The organism is Bifidobacterium asteroides (assembly GCF_003202695.1).
Classification (GTDB): Bacteria; Actinomycetota; Actinomycetes; order Actinomycetales; family Bifidobacteriaceae; genus Bombiscardovia; species Bombiscardovia asteroides_G.
The window spans coordinates 40841-59717 of the sequence record NZ_QGLL01000010.1 but is presented as its reverse complement, the minus strand read 5'-3'; the positions used below and the strand labels follow the sequence as shown (position 1 = coordinate 59717).

The following is an 18877-nucleotide window of genomic DNA, read 5'->3' as shown; positions in this document are numbered from 1 at the left end:
CGGGCGTAATCATACTCCAACTTTACGTAAGGTAATGTGCAGGTGGGGTAACGGTATGCTAGTAGGCGCATCAACTCCATAGGAAAGGGTAAGCGTGGATTTCCAAGTCTGGCCGGAGGCCATTGAGCTCGGGCGCCTCTTCGCCGAGCAGGGATATGAACTGGCGTTGGTAGGAGGTCCTGTACGTGATCTGCTCCTGCACCGGCCCTCCCACGACCTGGACTTCTGCACCTCGGCCCGGCCCGAGCAGTTCGAGCCCATCCTGCGTCACTGGGGGTCGGGGTTCTGGGACATGGGGCGCAAATTCGGCACTCTGGGCGCACTTCGGCGGCGTCCTGACGGAACCGAGGTCAAGGTGGAGGTGACCACCTACCGGCGAGACACCTACGATCCTGATTCTCGCAAGCCCGATGTGGATTATGGGGACAGTCTTGAGGGCGACCTTTCACGGCGCGACTTCACCGTCAACGCCATGGCTCTGAGAGTGCCTGATCTGGTCTTTGTAGACCCCTACCGCGGGGTCAACGACCTGGCCAAGCAGGTGCTACGGACCCCGGTAGATCCCCGCCAGTCCTTCGACGACGACCCCCTGCGGATGATGCGGGCCGTGCGGTTCGTGGCTCAGCTGGGATTCACCATTGCCCCGGAGACCGCAGAGGCCATCACCCGCATGGCCGAACGCATCAGCATCGTCTCGGCCGAGCGGATTCGCGATGAGCTGACCAAGCTCATGCTGGCCGATCACCCCGTCCAGGGCATCGAGGCTCTGACGCAGTCTGGTCTAGCCGACATCGTTCTGCCCGAGGTCCCCGCCCTTCAGCTGGAGATAGACGAGCATCACCGGCACAAGGACGTCTTCGAGCACACTCTGATGGTAGTGGATCGGGCCACTGCTCTGGAGACGGGACCTGACGGACCTGTGCCTGCCCCGGATCTGACCCTGCGCCTGGCCGCCTTGCTGCATGATATCGGCAAGCCCGCCACCAGACGCTTTGAGCCCGGTGGCAAGGTCAGCTTCCATCATCATGATGCAGTCGGAGCCCGGCTGGCCCGCAAGCGCCTCAAGGCTCTGCACTTCGACCATCGCCTGATCGCCGATGTCTGCGACCTGATCTCCATGCACCTGCGTTTCCATGGCTACGTGGACGAGCGGTGGACCGATGCGGCTGTACGCCGTTACGCCCGGGAGACCGGTCCGCTTTATGAGCGGCTCAATCGCCTGACCAGGGCTGACGCGACCACTCGCAACAAACGCAAGGCTCAGATCTTCTCGTCCGCCATGGACGAGCTGGAGGACAGGGTGGCTCAATTGCGTCGGCAGGAGGATCTGGATGCCATTCGGCCCGACTTGGATGGACGACAGATCATGCAGATTCTGGACCTTAAGCCTGGACCGCAGGTGGGGCGCGCCTATCGGCACATGCTGGACTACCGTCTGGATCAGGGCCCGGTCGATCAGCAGACAGCCGAGCAGGAGCTGCAGGATTGGTGGCAAAGAGAAGGCGCCGACCAAGCCTGATCCAGGGGCAAACCTTTTCTGGGTGCCCTTGGTTGGAAGATCCGGCAATATGCAGGATCGGCAGCATCAGGCCTTGGGGGCCTTGGGCAGGTTCTTGATGGAGGAGGGGTCGGCCCGGCAGCCCTTGATGGCTTCGATTTTGCGGCCTACTACAGAGGTGCTGTCCTCATCGTTGAGGTCGGTAAAGGTGGCCCCGATGACCACATCGATCAGATCGTCGCTGCGGTCGTCCATGATCAGGATGGCATCGTTGAATTGGGATCCCACCGTGTAGCCGCGGTCGATGGCCGAAGCCCCGAAGCGTATCTGGGTGCGGGCTGTTTCGGTCTTGCCTGGATAGTCCGCCACATCCTGCATGTTGAATCCCCGGTTGCGCAGGGCCGATGCCAGGGCAGTGGCCAGACCGGACTTGTTGGTTCCGTTGAGCACCCGTACACGGATGTCGGGGTGGTTGACCAGCTTGGACTTGTCAGGCGGGCAGGGCACGGCAACCCCATAGTTGGGCTTGGCGATGGTGGCGTGTTTGGCGGTATGCCCGATGGACCCGAAGATGATCAGACTGCATATGACCAGGATGGCCACCAGAGCACTGACGACTATGGTGAAGACCATCTTCTGCCGCCGTCGTACGAACTGCCTGCGGGCCTCGCGTTCGTCGAGTGGTTCGGGATTCGTCATGTTGCCTACTCTACTGTTCATGGGTGACTCGCAGGGGGACCATTCCAGGCAGGACAGGAGAGTCAGCCTCGATTATTCTGTCCACGGCATTCTGCTCCCGCCAGAGCCTTATCAGTGCGATTGCCTGCTCGGGGCGAGGGGCCATGACCACCACTGAGGGGCCCGATCCAGAGACGAAGGCCGGTCCGGTGCCTGCCCGCCGGGCAAGGTCCAAGGCCTGGCGCGAGCGCGGGTGCAGTGTGCAGGCGGTCTCCTGCAGGTCGTTCAGGTCGTGGGGGCCGGGTCCGATCAGGTCGTAGGCCTTGTAGACCTGGGCTGTGCTTAGCTGATCCTCGTAGGCCCCGATCAGGAGATGCCCGGTCAGCCCAGCCCGTGACAGCTGCTGGGCCTTTGAACCATCCAGATCCAGGGGCTCCAGAATCTGGCCGAAGCCTGTGCCCTCGCTGAGCCCTCCATGCAGGCAGAAGGGCAGGTCTGCGCCCAGACCGGCAGCGATTCGATCCAGCTCGGCGGCAGCCATCCCTAGATTCCAGAGCTGGTTCAGGCCCAGCATGGTTCCGGCTGCATCCGTGGATCCTCCAGCCAGCCCGGCGCCTACAGGTATCCGTTTGACGATGTGAATGGCCACATCAGGCTGATGCCCAGTGGCCTGGGCCATGGCCAGGAGGGCCCTGACGGCCAGGTTGGCGCGTGGATCAGCATCACGGCGGTCCAGGTCGCCCAAGTGATCGCCCTCCAAGCTCAGGTGGAAGCCGCTGCCAGGCTCTCTCCGGCGCAGTTCCACCTGGTCCCAGATCCCCACGGCGCTGTAAATGGTGTCAAGACGGTGTCGTCCTCCGAGGTCGGTTCGGCTTGGTCCCACACGAAGCTTCAGATTGATCTTGGCGGGACAGGAGAGGACAATGCCGTCCCTTTCGGCTGCAGGGTTCACGCGGTTACCTCGCGGCGGGCTTGCTCCAGGGCTACGAACTCCTCGATGGTCATGGTTTCCCCCCGGCGTGCGGGGTCAATGCCTGCAGCCTGGAAGGCTTCGGCGGTCACCAGCCCCTTCAGAGCAGCGTGCAGGGTCTTGCGGCGCTGTCCGAAGGCTGCATCGATCAGGGAGAAGACCCGGGCCCTCGTCCCCTCGTCGCTGTGCTCGCGCCCATCCTTGTCCCGGGTGAAGGAGACTAGGGCTGAGTCCACATTGGGGGCTGGCCAGAAGACATGGCGCCCGATTCTACCCGCCTGGGAGGCATGGCCGTACCAGGCCAGCTTCAGGCTGGGGGCGCCGTAGACCTTGGATCCCGGGGTGGCCGTCAGCCGATCCGCCACCTCCTTCTGGACCATGACCAGGAACCGGCTCAGATTGGCGAACCGGGCCAGAAGGGTCAGAATGATTGGAGTGGCTACGTTGTAGGGCAGGTTGGCCACCATAGTCAGGTCGGCGGTCGTGCCTGCGGCGCCTGCCAGCTGAGGGGTCAGGGTCAGGGCATCCCGGTTGATTACAGTCAGTCGGTCCAGGCTCTCCGGCATGCGCTCGCGGACGGTCTGCGGCAGCTGCCGGGCCAGGACGGGATCGATCTCGTCGGCGGTCACCAGGCAGCCCGCCTCCAGCAGACCGAGGGTCAGGGATCCAAGACCAGGACCCACCTCCAGAACAGGCTGGCCGGATGCCACCCCGGCCAAACGCACGATCCTGCGGACGGTTCCTGGATCGATGACGAAGTTCTGCCCCAGTCGTTTGGTGGGGTGGATGTCGATCTGGTCGGCGATGCGTCGGATGTCAGCGGCACCTAGAAGACTGTCGCTTTCGATTTTAGTGTTCATGTTGGTTCGTTGCTCGTGGATGTGGTAAGGAGTCAGTACCAGTGTGGATGACGTCCGTTCCAGAGGCGCCAGGCCGTGCTGGGATCCCCATATGATTTGCTGATGTAGTCGAGTCCCCAATCAATCTGGACAGCAGCATCGTCACGCCAGTTGGCTCCGAATAGCGCCATCCTGGAGCCAGGGTTAGCCTGGGGAATGCCGTAGGCGGGCGAATTGGGGTTCTGGGCATGCCAGAGCCAGTTTGACTCCTTGGTCCAGAGTGCCACTAGATCATCGAATTGCGAACCTGTCCATCCGCGCTGGGCGGCGGCGCCCCCGGCGTAGGCCTGGGCTACACCAGGTTCCGCATGCCAAAGACCGCCAGGAGATGGACTTGGCGCTGGCGACGGAGCTGGATTGTTATCGGGCTTAGTTGGAGCTGGTGTGCTTGGCGGCTTCGGCTGAGCGGTCTGTGCTGGCGTAGGGGCTGGTGTCGATGGCGACTGCGAATCCTGGCTGGACGAAGGGCTCTGAGAGGGGGTCTCCTGCGCCTGCTGGGAGTTCTTCTCTGTGTCCTGGGACTGCTGTCCGCTGTTCTGTCCCTCCTTTGGCTTGTCGGGACCGACGGCCACTACCTGATCCACTGGCATGGCTACGGTCTCCTCTTTGACCACCTGCTCTGATTCAGCCTGTCCATCCACGTAGGTGACCTGGATGGTCTGCAGGCGTTGACCGGCTACGCCCGCCTGCCGCACCTGGGTCTGACCGGGCGCCAGGCTCGGGTCGACCACGGTCCTCGTGGAGAAGGATATGGGGATCGTCCTTTGGGTGTTGCCGTGGGTGACCCGTTGGACCCGCAGCACAGTGGCGCCCTGGTCATGCTCCACGCTGACCCGGTCCTCCTTGCCCAGCACGATGCCCTTGGAATCCAAAATGGAGGCGGCTGGGAGCTTGCCATCAGGGGCCACCGAGGTCTTCCCGTCGGCTACGACCGTGACCGGCCCCGCCTGGTTGATGACCAGACCGCCGGTCAGCTGGTTATAGACGTTGCCCACATCCACGGTGACCTTCATGGCCTGTTTGCGGTTCTCCTCGAAGAATCCCAGCAGCTGGTCCATGCTGGCGGCCGTGGTCCAGAAGGGCACCCGCTGGCCCTGGATCACGATGGTGGTCTGATAGGCGGAGCGCACAGTGACCGCAGCATGGTTGCGCAGCTGGCCTCCGGAGGTGGAATCGACCAGGTCGTGGGTTTTGACCTTGACTCCCTGCTGGCGCAGCAGACCGTCCACGCTGTAGGCGTAGGTGGTCACCATTTTGGTCTTCCCGTTGACGCTCAGCGCCACGCTCTTGCGCGCGGTGATGCCGAAGGTCAGGACCATGGCCAGAACAACCAGGAGGGCACAGGAGACCACGCGGATTCTTCTGAGCACGACGAAACGCCGCGGTGTCCAGCGTCTGGCCATGCGCTCGCCTCCCCGTTCCTGCCTTGTCTGTACCAGGCAATTTTAGCGGCGCGGGCATGGAGCGAGGCCGCACAATCAACAAGGTCGGGCAAATATCCACATTTGTTGCCGATGGGCCGCAATAAAAGAGCCGACCGACCATCAATGGCCGGTCGGCTCTTTGAGACCCGGGCCTTGTGCCGACAGGTCAACGTCAAGAGGACGGGAATGAAGGGGAATAATCCCGTCCTCGGATACGAACGGAGTTGGTTGGGGAAAAGGCTCCGTTCGTACTTCGGAGAACAAGCCTCCGAAATGACTTACTCGAGGGAAGTATTTGCAATTATCCAGGTAATTATCCAGGTAATATCCATTATTATAGCCCGCCTGGAGACAAAGCTGAATAGATGGGTTTGCTGGTTCATTTCTAGCGTAGAGCCTCCTGTCAGAGTCGAACTGACGACCTGCCGCTTACAAGGCGGCTGCTCTGGCCAACTGAGCTAAGGAGGCGGTCCCGGTGGTCCATAACAGCATTCCGGGCCGCGGTACGGAATGATATCGTACCATCACCGTGTGCCCAAGAGGACGCTAGGCGCGAAATTTCTTTATACCTGCCTGGTTCAATCCAGCGAGCGCGGATGACCGGAGGCGCCGATGGCAGGCATCGCTCCCTTGACGCCCACCTTGGCCTGGTCCAGACCCAGAGCCTTGAGCAGGCCTGAGCGGTAGTCCATGCCAGCTTGGGACAGGTCACTCAGATCCCAGTAATTGCCGTTGATACGCACCGTGGGCGTGCTCATCTGCCCCTTGTTGGCCCCGGTTGGATTCCAGAGCTCCTTGCGCAGGGGGGTATAGGTATCCATGGCCTTGATCCAGGCCCGGTAGTGCCCCTTGACTGCCTGGTCGGCCACTTGGGGATCGACCCCGGCCTTGATGGCCTGCTGGCGAATCTTGTCGTTGCTGATGGGATGGTAGTCGGACTCGTCCGGCTGAAAGTCCTTGGCGTAGAGATTGGCGATGAAGGGCAGCAGATGGTCGGGATCGTGCTGAGCCACGTAGATGGTGGCCGTGCCTGTCCTGGTCGAGTAGCTGTCGGTGGAGAGCCGGTCCATGAAGCTCATGGGGTAGATGACCAGGTTGATCTGTCCGGCATCCACCAGACCGGTCAGGGTGGAGTCCAGCCCGCGGTGCAGGGCGCCGCAGCCTGGGCACATGAAGTCCATGTAGATCTCCACGGTTGGAGCCTTGGCCACCGGCTTATTGAGCCCTTGTGAGCTGATCAGGAAGCCGCCCTGGTCGTTGGCGGCCGAGGGCTTCTCCTTGACCCGTGCGACAGCCTGACGGGCCTGCTCCAGGTCCTGGGTCTTGACCGGGCGATGGCTGCGCCAGTAAACGAATCCGCCTAGGGCGATCATGGCAATGATCACCACGGTGACGATGACGCCGATCATGGTCTGCTGGCGTCGTTCCTTGGCCTCTTGGAGCCGTCGGGCCTCTTCCTGGGCCTTGAGCGCGGCCTGACGGTTCTGCTTGCCTTTGGACATGACCTGGATCCTTTCCTTGGCATACTGAGCATAGTGTAGCCGCCAGGGGTGGAGCATGGCCTTAGACGCGCAGGAGGCGAATGGGGGACCAGTCCATGGAAGGCTGGACGATCAGCCCGGCTACCAGGACGGCCACAATCAGCAGCCAGAGCAGGAGCAGAATCCACCCGCGGCGAGGATTGCCTGGCGCTTCGGGATCCTGGCGTCCCAGGGGGATGCGGCCCGCCGCCAGACGCAGGGCCATGTTGCCGCTGCCGACTTTATGGTCTGAGCGATTCTTCGTCGGCAGCGTCGTCAGCAGCCAGCCGACCAGTGTCGCCAGAGCCATGGCCAGTCCGCCCGCGGATAGAGGTCTAGCCGCTGGCAGGGGTAAGGTCAGCAGATGCCCGCCCAGGGTCAGGCCTGCACGAACAGTGGTGAGGATGCCCGCCCAGGTCAGCGGCAGGGCGACCAGAACCTGTATGAGGATTATGCCCGGCAGACGCAGCAGAGCGGCTGCCAGTCCCCTGAGCAGGTGCCAGGGAAGGGCAGCTGCGTTCAGCAGACGGTCAGTGCCTCGCCGAGGGCCGTCACGGCGCAGTTCGCGTTCGATCTGAGCTTTAATGCTCCATCCTGCGGTGCTGAGGGCCCAGAGGAGGATTCCGGCGGTCGCCAGAGCCGAGACCGGGGCCAGTGCTGTCAGCAGGGCAGGGAGCATTCCCAGCATGACCAGGCAGGGGGTTCCGGCATTGAGGTAGCGCAGGCGTCGAATCTGGGCGGCGGGCTGGTCCCCCAGCCAGTGGGCATTCATGCCGCTGTGGTACCCGTCGGACAGGGGCCGGGCCGGCGGCAACGGGTCCTGGAGGCTGGTGGCTTGAAGATCTTGACGGTCGGCTAGGGGCTGATGGTCCTGCCAAGTCTGCGTCTGCTCCTCGGCCGCCGGAAGAGGATTCAAAAGGCTGGTGGGCTGCTCCAAGTCAGGCAGGAGGGTCGTTCGTTCATCGGCTTTGCCGTCTGTCAGGAGCCGTGACCAGGCCGTTCGCGGACTTTCTGGATCAGCCTGCGCGCTCGACGGCATGGTTATGGTTGCCGGCTCGACGAGCATAGTGGGGGCGTCGGCCCGTCTTTCAGCCTCCGAAGAGTCGTCGCCAAAAGGGCGCATCGTCTCCTGACGATCCTTGTTTGGCTTCCCGTCGGTCTGCTGCCCGCTCACATCCTGGTCGTCCTGCTCAAGCTGCCAGGCTTGCGGGTCCATGGCATCCCGGCTGATGGCCTCCAAGAGCTCCTGGGGTGTGCAGCGCGCCATCCGGTTAGGGGAGAGGGCCGATCGCAGGGCTTTCATGGTGCCTATGGGCAGCCCGGATAGGTCGGCATTGCCCGAGGCTTCGCGCTCCAGCACCGCCATCATGGGTTTGGTGCCGAAGACAGCTCGTCCGGTAGCTGCGTATGCCAAAACGGCTGCTGTGCTCCACCAGTCGGTTCCCTGATCAGCCTCAGCTCCGTCGATGATCTCAGGGGCGATGAAGCCAGGGGTCCCCATGACCAGTCCTGTCCGGGTCACGTGGCTTTGCCCCTGGCCCATGGCGATGCCGAAGTCCACCAGCACCGGTCCAGAGACCGAAATCATGACGTTGGTGGGCTTGATGTCCCGGTGGACGATACCCGCTTGGTGCACGGCTGCGACGGCATCGGTCAGCTTCCGCGTCAGCCGTTCCAGGTCGTCGCCCCGGTAAGGGCCATTGACAGCCACGTCGTCGCGCAGATTGCGCCCTTCGATCAGTTCGGTCACGATGAAGGCCAAGGCATCATCAAGCTCCATATCCACGATCCGGCAGACGCCTGGATGGCGGATCCGTTGCAGGGCCAGAGCCTCGCGTCGCAGGCGCTCGCGGGCCGAGGCGCGGTTACGCTCTTCTGGGCTGTCGGGTGAGTCCTGGTCGTCCTCTGCCAGGGATTCCCGCAGGATCTTCATGGCGTAGTCCTGGCCCCCGTCATCACGTGCGCGCCAGACGGAACCCATGGCGCCGCCGCCCAGAGGCTCGATCAGGGTGTAGCCCCCGACCAGCCGTCCAGGCTTCAGATCCAATCCCTCAAGATCGCTCATATCTCCATTGTGCCCCGCCTTGTTGAAAAGGACCTGATTGTCGCCTTCTGCGGTTTCGTCGCATTTCCAATTGCCGGAGGAGGCTTGGCCGCCGATGGTATAATGCGTAAACAGGCATCGATGCAATATTATCTGCGGGAAAATATGCAAAACAATAGAAAGAATAGACTTTATGGAAGCTTCGCGTTTTGAAAAGGGATCTGAGGCCTTGGCCGCCATCGACGGCAAGGGAGGTCAGGCAGTCATTGACTCCCTGCAGGACATAGCCCCGGATCTTGGCCGCTGGATAGTAGAATTCGCCTTCGGCGACATATACACCCGGAAAGGACTCGATCTTCAGCAGCGTGAGCTGGTTACGATAGGCAGTCTGGTTACGCAGGGGGATACGGCTCCGCAGTTGGCTGTTCACATACAGGGAGCCCTGAATGTAGGGCTGAGCAAGGCGGCCGTGGTCGAAGCCATACTTCAATGCGCTCCCTACGTGGGTTTTCCGAGGGTCATTAATGCGATCAATGTGGCCAGAACGGTCTTCGAGCGCGGTTCCGAAGATTCAGCCAAGCCCAAGGATTGAGTCAGCAAGGCTCTCGTGTGTTCGCTGAAACTGCGAAATCATGGGATTTCTGCCAATCCCGGCAAGCCCGATCATAGTCAACGGCACGCACGGCTAATTCAGGCATCGGTGTATATCGGTGTATAGTAGGCACTGGCTCAAGGGAGAGTTTCTCTTAACCGCACAATAGAAAACCGTCACATGGCCATGCCGATGTCGGTGTTGACCCCAGGACGGAAACCACAGTGAACATCAACCCCTTCACTACGGATCGTTCGGCACGTACCTGCCGATGAAAGGATGAACAATGGCAGAAGTGGTATTCGACCACGTCACTCGTATCTACCCGGGCAACGATGAGCCCTCGGTCAGTGACCTCAGTCTGGACATCAAAGACGGTGAATTTCTGGTTCTGGTAGGGCCTTCCGGCTGCGGAAAGTCCACCACCCTGCGCATGCTGGCCGGCCTGGAGGAGGTCAACAAGGGCCGCATCATGATTGGCGACAAGGACGTGACGACCATGCAGCCCAAGGATCGCGACATCGCCATGGTCTTCCAGAACTACGCCCTTTACCCTCATATGACCGTAGCCGACAACATGGGCTTCGCCCTGAAGATCGCCGGCACACCCAAGGATGAGATCCGCCAGCGGGTGGAGAAGGCTGCAGAGGTGCTGGATCTGACCGAGTACCTGGACCGCAAGCCCAAGGCTCTGTCCGGTGGTCAGCGTCAGCGTGTAGCTATGGGCCGCGCCATTGTGCGGCAGCCCAAGGTCTTCCTGATGGATGAGCCTCTGTCCAACCTGGACGCCAAGCTGCGTGTCCAGACCCGTACCCAGATCGCCGCCCTGCAGCGTCAGCTCAACGTCACCACCCTGTACGTGACCCACGATCAGACCGAGGCTCTGACCATGGGCGACAGGATCGCCGTCATCAAGCTGGGCGTCCTGCAGCAGGTTGGCGCGCCTACCGAGCTCTATGATCGGCCCGAGAACGTTTTCGTGGCCGGCTTCATCGGGTCGCCCTCTATGAACATCAACATCCATCCCGTGGTCAACGGACAGGCCAAGATCGGTGAGGACACCATCAGCCTGCCGCGCGAGGCCGTCGGCAAGCTGACCCCCGACGATCAAGGCAAGATCGTCGTGGGCTTCCGTCCCGAGGATGCTTCTTTGGCTGGTGCCGCTGAGCCCGAAGCCTTCTCTCTGAAGGTGGCCAACGTGGAGGACCTGGGTTCCGACGGCTACATCTACGGCAACATTCTGACCGACAACAGTGCGGCTGAGCAGTCCATCGTCATGTCCGACCAGAACAAGCTGACCACCATTCGCGTCAATCCGCGCGACCTGCCCAAGGTGGGCGACGTGGTCAAGATCCACATCGATCCTGCCAAGATGCACCTGTTCTCCCCGGCCACCGAGCTGCGGCTGAACTGAGCCCTCCTGCGACTCTGCGATTCGGCAACGGTTTTCCGCCGACCCGCAGAGCCCGTATTGATTGTCGATATCATTTCCTTTCCTTGTTGACCGGGTGACCAGGAGCCCCGCGCGGCGCATCCGTGCGGGGCTCCTCCCGTATAGGATGGGCGGCAATGGGACGGAGAAGCATGACTAGCGTGAATATCAACCGGGCAACGGCCTCCTCTCTGGATCCCCGTGCCCTGAAAGCCACCTCGATAAAAACCACGGCCGATCCCTCTTACGAGCAGGAGCCAGCTGCCTTGCACATCACGGCCACCAGCTCCAATCCCAGGATGTTCACACTGCCTTGGGAGCGGCCTTTGGCCACCTGGCCTCGGGATCTGCTGGCCAACCTGCCCAGAGGCATCTCCCGGCACGTGGTCCGCTTTGTACACGTGGGCGACGATGTCTACGCCATGAAGGAAATCACCCAGCGGGTGGCCGAGCGTGAGTATGAGCTCCTGCGTAAGTTGCAGAAATTGGAACTTCCTACGGTCAACCCCATCGCTGTAGTCACCGGTCGGCATACTCGCGAGGGCGAGCCTCTGGAGGCCATGCTGGTTACTCAGCATCTCAAGTTCTCGCTGCCCTATCGCGCCTTATTCGCCCGTAATCTGCGTCCGGACACGGCCGAGCGCCTGATCGATGCCCTGGCGGTCCTCTTGGTGAGGCTGCATCTGGCAGGTTTCTACTGGGGAGATGTCTCCCTGTCCAACGTGCTCTTCCTGCGTGACGCCGATGCCTTTTCGGCCTGTCTGGTCGATGCCGAGACTGGCGATCTGCATCCCAGCCTGACCGACGGGCAGCGCGAGTATGACATCGACCTGGCCAGGACCAACATCATCGGCGAGCTTATGGATCTGGGTTCCGGCAACCTGCTGGCTGGCGAGGTGGACGAGGTCGGCGTAGGCAACCGGCTAGTGGACCGCTATCACTCACTGTGGAGCGCGCTGACAGACGTGGACAGCTTCGATCCGGATGAGATGTGGAAGATCGAGCGCCGCGTCAACCGGCTCAACGATCTGGGCTTCGACGTAGACGAGCTGGAGATGAAGACCGAGGAGGATGGCAACCGGGTGCTGGTGCGCCCAAGGGTGGTCGATGCCGGTTATGCCTCCCGCAAGCTGCTGAGGCTGACCGGTCTGGATGTGCAGGAGAACCAGGCCCGGCGGCTGCTCAACGATCTGGATGCCTACCGGGCATCCACCTGGCGACAGGGCGAGGACCTGGAGATTGTGGCCACCGATTGGATGCGCGAGGTCTTCGAGCCCACCGTGCGCATGATCCCGCCGGAATACCGCTCGCAGATCGAACCGGCCCAGTTCTTCCATGAAGTGCTGACCCACCGCTGGCTGATGGCCGAGAAGGCCGGTCACGACGTGCCCATGGCCGAGGCCGTGCAGAGCTATATCAGCGAATCCCTGCCCGAGTACCGGTTGGACTCCGAAGACATGAGGACCATCAATGAAGAGGCCGATGCCGGTGTGGTGGATGACGAGATGAATTGGCAGGGCACTCATGCTCAGGCTGGTCAGGATGGGCAAGCCTCGCATGATAGGACCGGCAAGGACGCAGGTGGCCGCGAGGTGGGCGGCCAAGACGCGAACAACAGTGACATGAACATCCAGACCAAGGCTGGAGGCCAGGCCGGAGCAGACGCCCAGACGGATCGTGATCGAGCGCGCGGGGGAGTGCCGTCGCAATCATCCTTTGAGGATACGAATGGCGGCCGAAACTCGCTGAGATCGGTCTACGCCCCCGGCAGCCTGGATGCGGCTGCCGACCAGGACGATCAGGATGACGCGGTCTGGGCCTCCAGCTGACTCTTGGGTTTGTGTGCGGCAAGGTTCTGTTGCATGCTGGCTGTTGCTGCGTGGTCTGATCGCGTCCAGATTGCCGATACCTGCCAAGGCTATTTGGTTTTGCTGATGGAACGGCGGCGTGCCATCGCTACGGCGTAGAGGCTGATACCGGCTGCCACCGAGGCGTTCAAGGATTCCACCGAGCTGGAAATGGGGATGGAGGCCAGGGCATCACAGTTCTCGCGGACCAGGCGGCTCAGCCCCTTGCCCTCGGAGCCCAGGACCACCACCAGAGGATCGGCCTCGAAGCCGGTCTCGCCTACTATGGTGCTGCCTGCGCCGTCCAGGCCAACTGCGTAGTAGCCGCGCTCCTTGAGCCCTTGAATGGCCTTGGTCAGATTGACCACGCGGGCCACAGGCAGATGGGCGGCGGCTCCGGCGGACACCTTCCAGGCCGCAGCTGTGACCGAGGCGCTGCGACGCTCGGGCAGAACCACCCCTGATGCCCCAAAGGCCGCAGCGGAACGAATCACGGCCCCGAGATTCTGCGGATCAGTGACCCCATCCAGGGCGATGAAAAGCGGACGTGCGGCAAACCTAGACGCCTGGTCGGCCCCTTCCAGTGCAGCCGCGCGCTTCTCGGCCCTGTCGACCAGGCTCTGCAGGGAGGCATACTGGTAGGGCTGGACCTTGAGGACCACGCCCTGGTGGCTGCTGGATCGGGCGATGCGGTTCATCTCCAGACGGTCAGCTTCCAGCAGGTTGAGTCCCTCCTGTCCGGCCAGCCGCACGATCTCCCTGGTTCTGTCATCATGGTCCATTCGGGCGGCCAGATAGAGCTGACTGGCCGGTACTCCTACGCGCAGGGCTTCCAGGACGGCGTTGCGGCCGATGACCAGATCGTCGGAATCGGAAGCGAACCGGTCAGCCCGGCGACGGGCAGCCAGACGCGGATCGGCTGCCTGCCTGCGCTGGGCCGCCTGCCGGGCCTTGTAGGCCTTGTGGTAGACACGATCTTCGGCCTTGGGGGTAGGCCCCCGCCCGCGCAGTTTATTGCGGTGTTTGCCGCCCGAACCCTTGGTCGGGCCTTTCTTGTTAGCCATGTCTTTAGTGTAAAGGCAGGCGGGAACCGGTCAGGCATGCGTCGGACTCGATATCTGCAGGGCGAAGACTCACTGTACTTGTGCAGATCAGGCTGCGTGGATCGGCGCGCGGGTCACCCCAGAGCGGCTACCTGGTCAGGGTCTGGGAACTCCATCCATTCGGCAGGGGGCTGTCCCTTCGAGACCGGAGTGATGGCGATGTGGGCCATGGATGACCGGCCCGAGGCCCCATGCCAATGCCTGACGCCTGCCGGGCAGAAGATCACGTCGCCGGGCTTCAGCCTGCGGGGCTGATGGCCCTCCTCCTGCTCCCACCCCTGCCCGGCGGTGACGATCAGAAGCTGGCCATGCGGGTGGGTATGCCAGCGGTTGACGCACCCAGGTGCGAAGGTCACATTGCCGGCTGAGCATTCCGCGTCCGGATCAGTTAGGCGGTGCAGCCAGACATGGCCGCTGAAATTGGGTCCGTCAGCTGAATCTCCCAAGGGATAGGGTCCTGAATCCGGCTCGGTCCTGGATTCAGCTGCGGTCGCAGCCTTGTCCTGGCTCTTGTCGTCACGGTCGCCCTCGCCGTAGACTTCCTTGGCCAGGGCGAAAGCCGACCATGCCTTGGGCCATCCCGCATAGAAGGCTAGATGGGTGATCAGCGCCACCATTTGAGCGCGAGTGACGCCATTGCTCTTGGCCATGACCATATGGCTCTTCAACTGGGGAAAGAGCCCCATGCTCATTAGGCCCGCGCAGGTGATCATGCTGCGGTCCCGGGCCGAAAGCTCATCCTCGCGTGACCAGACCTGGCCGAAGAGCACATCATCATTGAGATGGGCGAATTGTGGTGCGAACCGGCCGAGCTGATCGTGGCCCGCCGTCTGTTTGATTGCCATGGGTTGATCTCCTTGCCGTCATCTTGTCCGGGTCATTCCGGCAGATTCAGCTATACCTCTTGAAGTGTGCTCGAAGTCAAGGAGACGGTGGATATGGCTGTGGGCAGTCAGTCCGAGACGTCGGCCTTGTAGAAGTTGACGTAGGAGCGGGACGGGGTCGGTCCGCGCTGGCCCTGGTAGTGGGATCCGTTGTGCTTGGAACCATAGGGGTACTGGGCGGGTGAGGAGAGCTGGAAGAAGCACATCTGGCCGATCTTCATGCCTGGCCAGAGCTTGACCGGCAGCGTGCTTACGTTGGACAGCTCCAGAGTGATGTGACCTTCAAAGCCGGGATCGACGAATCCGGCGGTGGAGTGGGTCAGAATGCCCAGACGGCCTAGAGAGCTCTTGCCTTCCAGCCGCGCGGCCAGCGTCGAGTCCAGCTTGACGTACTCCCAGGTGGATCCCAGGACGAACTCGCCGGGGTGCAGAATCCAAGGCTCGTCTTTGGGCACTTCGAACTGCTCGGTCAATGCACCCTGGTCCTCTGCGGGATCCACATAGGTGTACTGATGGTTGTTGAAGACTCGGAAGTAGCGGTCCAGTCGTACGTCCACGCTCGAGGGCTGGACCATGGCCGGCGTCCACGGGTCCAAATTCAGGTGTCCTGCCTGGTGGGCATCCAGGATGTCATGATCGCTGAGCAGCATGCCTAGGTATCTCCTTCAGAGTCGTTGGCGGCAGGTCTCTCGGCAGGCGGAAGACCATCCGCAATCCAGTCTAATCGGCCCTGTGCCCGCCGTCCGATCCTGCTGAATTCACAGAGAATTTTCAGATAACACTATCGTCCTCATAAGGTAGGCGTTCTTTACTATAAGTGTCGGCACAAAAACCGAACGGGCGGCTGACCCCCGTCCGACAACTGATTTCCCTTTCTTCTCTCTCGCCCGGCGGTGTTCACGCACCGTCGGGTTCTCTTTGTTCTGGAGTGCATACTGGTCTGCGAATATTTCTTGTGAAACCCCTTGCCGCCAGCGGCTGGATTTGCGTTCGTCAATGCCATGACAGGGCAGTCAGGCGCTTGCAAGTCCATCAGTCGTTCGATGCTTGGCCAAACCGGGTTCAGCTCCCTTGAACTGCTCCCTGTCTTGGATTCAAGATCCAGGGCCGACGGATCTTGAAGATGGGAGCGAAAATTCCGTGCAGCTGTATTCCCTGGTCCCTCTACTCGAACATCTCCATAGGCTGTGCTCCGATCCATGGTCTGAACCATAGGCAAAGCATGAAGGCTGGGGCTGAAGGTATGGAAGAACCCCCGCCAGTTATGGCTATGACGGGGGTTCTCCACCGGGGGGAGGGAGCGGTCTTCTCGCTTTCGGCGGCTGAGGGAAGAGGGGGACTACACATTGCCGAAAGCTGTCCGAACTCCGCTTCCTCCCCGGTTCGAGCGGCCGGATGCCAGGCCTGGGTCTGACTCATCCCCAAAGCCGGGAAGAGCGGACCAGGCCATGCGGTCATCCGACCAAGTATGTGTCAGTCACATCAGCCTTGCTCCTGGGGAGCCTTGGCTGACATGGCCTTGTGGAAAACGGCCACGATGATCAGGGCCAGCAGGGCGGCCAGCGCCATGACCCAGAACATGTTGGCCGCCTGGGCCTGGATGCCGGTCTTGACGCCTGCCAAAGCATGCGACCCGAATTGTGGATTGGCCATGAGTCCGCTGTATACAGCCATCCCGATGGAGGCTGAGGTGTTCATCATCAGATCCCCGATGCCGATGCCGCGTCCGTTCTGGTCCACTGGCAGGGTGGCCGAGAAGGAGTCGTAGAGGGGCGTGTAGGACATGGTGATGCCGGCGATGAAGACCGAGGCCAAGGCGGTCAGGACCCAGAAGCCCGAGGTGAGCATCAGGGCCGAACCGGCCGCTCCGACGATCATGAGCAGGGCTGACAGGATCAGCATGGGCAGGCGTCCCATGGCGTTCATGATGGCGCCGGACAGGCAGCCGACCAGAGTGGCCACGATGTAGACGATGGTCAGGCAGAGGGAGACCTGGCTCAGGGAGATCCCGTAGATGCGGTCGCCAATCACGTTGTAGATGGGCACGCAGGCGAAGTTGAAGAAGTAGAAGACGAAGAGGGCCAGGAGGACAGCCATGTAGGCGCCGTTGGTCACGAATCCGCGGCTCAGGAAGGGGTTGGCGCCCTTCCAGACGTAACCGGCGAAGATCAGGATCAGGACGGCCAGCACCCCCAGCATCCAGGTGGCCGGGAAGGAGAAGTAGACGGCCACGAATCCGGCTATCAGCGCGAACAGGGCGATGCCGAAGACATCGATGCGCTCGCCCTTGATGCCGGTGTCCGGCGTGTACTTCAGCACCGGGGGGATCAAAAGAATGGAGACCAGCGGCACCAGGAAAAGGTAGCGCCAATCGATGGAGGTGATCAGTCCGCCAGCGAAGATGCCCACGGCGGAGGATGCGTAGTAGACGGCGTTGAAGATGCCTAGGTAGAAGGCGCGCTCCTTGTCGCTCAGGTACTTCATGGCCATGACCAGAAAGACTGATCCGGCCACCTGACCGCCTGCGGTCTGGATCATGCGGGCCAGGACGACGGCCCAGAAGTTCGATGAGCCGAAGAAGCCCAAGAGGCTGCCGATGATCAAGGCACCCACTCCGAACAGAGTCATCTTCCTGGGGGAGATGTAGTCGCAGAGGGTTCCGTAGAGCATGCAGACCACGCCCAGGACGATCCCGGGCAGGGTGCTGATCAGCGAGGCGTTGGCGGACATCCCTAGGGAGTCGCCCACATTCTGGAAGACCAGGTTGAAGGCTTGGATCATCAGGGTGCCCAGCAGGAAGATGGCCAGCAGCGCCGGCAGGGCCCGCTTGGTGCTGCGGCGGTTCTCGTCCATGGCCGCTTCGGTAGCCCCGGTGGTGATGGATTCGCTCATGACTGCCGTCCTCCTATCGTTCGCTCTCGGTCTTGCTCACCAGGGTCAGAAGCCTGTCCATGAAGCGCCGGGTGAACCGCTCGGTGTCGACCGACAGGGCCACCTTGGTGTTCTTGACCGGGTCCAGAAGTCTGCTGGGGTTGCCGATGGTACGGGCCCGCTGCGGCCCCTCGGTCTCGACCATCAGATTGGTGGCGAAGGTGGTGACCAGGCTGGGGTCGATGGCTACGGCAGCGGCCAGAGGGTCGTGCAGGTTGCAGCCGCCCAGGTAGACCCCGCTCTCCTTTTCGCTGATGTCGATGTAGTAGTCGGTCATGTCTGCCAGGAAGCGCCCGGCGCTGGTGCCTGTGGCGCGCAGGGCCTCAGTGTCCTTGCGGCTCATTAGAGCCTGGGTGGTCACGTCCAGGCCAACCATGGTGATGTCTGCGGCAGTGGCGAAGACCCGGTTGGCGGCTTCGGGATCCTGGTTGATGTTGGCTTCCGCGAAGGGACCCACATTGCCCGGCTGGGTCAAAGTGCCGCCCATCATGACAATGCTGATGCGGTCGACGATGTCGGGGGCCTGCTCCAGGGCTGCAGCAATGGTGGTCAGAGCGCCGGTAGGCACCACGACCAGCTCGCCCTTCGGGTAACGGCGAACCGCGTCGATGATGAAGTCCACTGAGCTCTGCTGGCTGGCCTGCCGGTCGGTCTGCGCGGGGATCTCGACATTTCCGGTGCCGTTGGCCCCGTGGAAGATCTCGGAGTCCGGCGGAACGCTGAAGGAGTCGGCTGTGCTGGGGTGATCGATCCCCTTGAAGACCGGGATGTCCTCCCTGCCGTACATGGCCAGCAGCCGCAGATCGTTGTCGACGCCCCGGTCGAGCACTACATTGCCGTAGGTGCCGGTGATTCCGATCAGTTCGGCATCCGGGGAGCCCAGAACGTAGGACAGAGCCAGTGTGTCATCGATGCCAGTGTCCAGATCCAGGATGATCTTGCGGACGGTTCCCTTGCTTGCTGACACGTTGGTCTCCTTCCCAGAAGAATGGGCTGCCCCAACCCTCTGTTACCTATGTCGTGCCTTCCCTGGGCTGATTCGTTACTGCCGTGAA

The 18877-nt window shown here is 61.9% G+C and carries 14 protein-coding genes, 1 tRNA gene and 1 pseudogene; 4 read left to right on the top strand and 12 right to left on the bottom strand.

Translation table 11 applies throughout. From position 1 onward, the window contains the following. The first annotated feature begins 94 nt into the window (after window positions 1-94). Window positions 95-1519: a CCA tRNA nucleotidyltransferase gene (locus DKK75_RS07870; RefSeq protein WP_110452877.1), complete on the top strand. Its 1425-nt coding sequence runs from the start codon at window positions 95-97 to the stop codon at window positions 1517-1519. A gap of 66 nt (window positions 1520-1585) precedes the next feature. Here DKK75_RS07870 and DKK75_RS07865 read toward each other — a convergent pair whose 3' ends face one another. The 7 genes from DKK75_RS07865 to DKK75_RS07835 all read right to left on the bottom strand — a co-directional run bounded on the left by DKK75_RS07865 (window position 1586) and on the right by DKK75_RS07835 (window position 9054). Further along, window positions 1586-2197 (bottom strand): LytR C-terminal domain-containing protein, encoded by a 612-nt coding sequence (locus DKK75_RS07865; protein WP_181414521.1) that lies wholly within the window; start codon window positions 2195-2197, stop codon window positions 1586-1588. A 10-nt stretch (window positions 2198-2207) separates the two neighbouring features. After that, a complete protein-coding gene (locus DKK75_RS07860; RefSeq protein ID WP_110452875.1) occupies window positions 2208-3128 on the bottom strand; it encodes a 4-(cytidine 5'-diphospho)-2-C-methyl-D-erythritol kinase in 921 nt (306 codons plus the stop codon). After that, on the bottom strand, window positions 3125-4006 hold the full coding sequence (gene rsmA / locus DKK75_RS07855; RefSeq protein WP_110452874.1) for a 16S rRNA (adenine(1518)-N(6)/adenine(1519)-N(6))-dimethyltransferase RsmA: 882 nt from the start codon (window positions 4004-4006) through the stop codon (window positions 3125-3127). The genes DKK75_RS07860 and rsmA overlap by 4 nt, the downstream gene beginning before the upstream one ends. A 32-nt stretch (window positions 4007-4038) precedes the next feature. After that, window positions 4039-5448 carry an aggregation-promoting factor C-terminal-like domain-containing protein gene (locus tag DKK75_RS07850; protein ID WP_110452873.1) on the bottom strand — a complete coding sequence of 470 codons (1410 nt, stop codon included), beginning with the start codon at window positions 5446-5448 and terminating at the stop codon, window positions 4039-4041. A gap of 415 nt (window positions 5449-5863) precedes the next feature. After that, a tRNA-Thr gene (locus DKK75_RS07845) sits at window positions 5864-5937 on the bottom strand. 110 nt (window positions 5938-6047) lie between these two features. Then, on the bottom strand, window positions 6048-6971 hold the full coding sequence (locus DKK75_RS07840) for a DsbA family protein (RefSeq protein WP_110452872.1): 924 nt from the start codon (window positions 6969-6971) through the stop codon (window positions 6048-6050). A gap of 61 nt (window positions 6972-7032) precedes the next feature. Next, entirely contained in the window at window positions 7033-9054 is a 2022-nt protein-coding gene (locus DKK75_RS07835; protein WP_110452871.1) for a serine/threonine-protein kinase, read from the bottom strand. A 172-nt stretch (window positions 9055-9226) separates the two neighbouring features. On the opposite strand from DKK75_RS07835, the gene DKK75_RS07830 reads away from it, so the two are divergent. The 3 genes and pseudogenes from DKK75_RS07830 to DKK75_RS07820 form a co-directional block, all read left to right on the top strand. Beyond that, window positions 9227-9625, top strand: a complete 399-nt coding sequence (locus DKK75_RS07830; protein ID WP_110452870.1) for a carboxymuconolactone decarboxylase family protein — start codon at window positions 9227-9229, stop codon at window positions 9623-9625. Window positions 9626-9911: 286 nt separating this feature from the next. Next, window positions 9912-11039, top strand: coding sequence for an ABC transporter ATP-binding protein (locus DKK75_RS07825; protein WP_110452869.1), 1128 nt, complete (start codon window positions 9912-9914; stop codon window positions 11037-11039). 170 nt (window positions 11040-11209) lie between these two features. Next, window positions 11210-12619: pseudogene (locus tag DKK75_RS07820) on the top strand (DUF4032 domain-containing protein); the annotation flags it as partial. Between the two features lie 356 nt (window positions 12620-12975). Here DKK75_RS07820 and rlmB read toward each other — a convergent pair. The 5 genes from rlmB to DKK75_RS07795 form a co-directional block, all read right to left on the bottom strand. Continuing rightward, the gene (rlmB, locus tag DKK75_RS07815; RefSeq protein WP_110452867.1) at window positions 12976-13968 is read right to left on the bottom strand and encodes a 23S rRNA (guanosine(2251)-2'-O)-methyltransferase RlmB; all 993 of its coding nucleotides are present in this window, start codon (window positions 13966-13968) and stop codon (window positions 12976-12978) included. A 113-nt stretch (window positions 13969-14081) separates the two neighbouring features. Further along, complete coding sequence (locus DKK75_RS07810) at window positions 14082-14852, bottom strand: carboxymuconolactone decarboxylase family protein (RefSeq protein WP_110452866.1); 771 nt, start codon at window positions 14850-14852, stop codon at window positions 14082-14084. A gap of 107 nt (window positions 14853-14959) precedes the next feature. After that, on the bottom strand, window positions 14960-15541 hold the full coding sequence (gene dcd / locus DKK75_RS07805; protein ID WP_024627087.1) for a dCTP deaminase: 582 nt from the start codon (window positions 15539-15541) through the stop codon (window positions 14960-14962). Between the two features lie 832 nt (window positions 15542-16373). Beyond that, a complete protein-coding gene (locus tag DKK75_RS07800; RefSeq protein WP_110452865.1) occupies window positions 16374-17783 on the bottom strand; it encodes an MFS transporter in 1410 nt (469 codons plus the stop codon). A gap of 13 nt (window positions 17784-17796) precedes the next feature. Further along, window positions 17797-18789: a nucleoside hydrolase gene (locus DKK75_RS07795; RefSeq protein WP_110452864.1), complete on the bottom strand. Its 993-nt coding sequence runs from the start codon at window positions 18787-18789 to the stop codon at window positions 17797-17799. Between the last annotated feature and the right edge of the window lie 88 nt (window positions 18790-18877).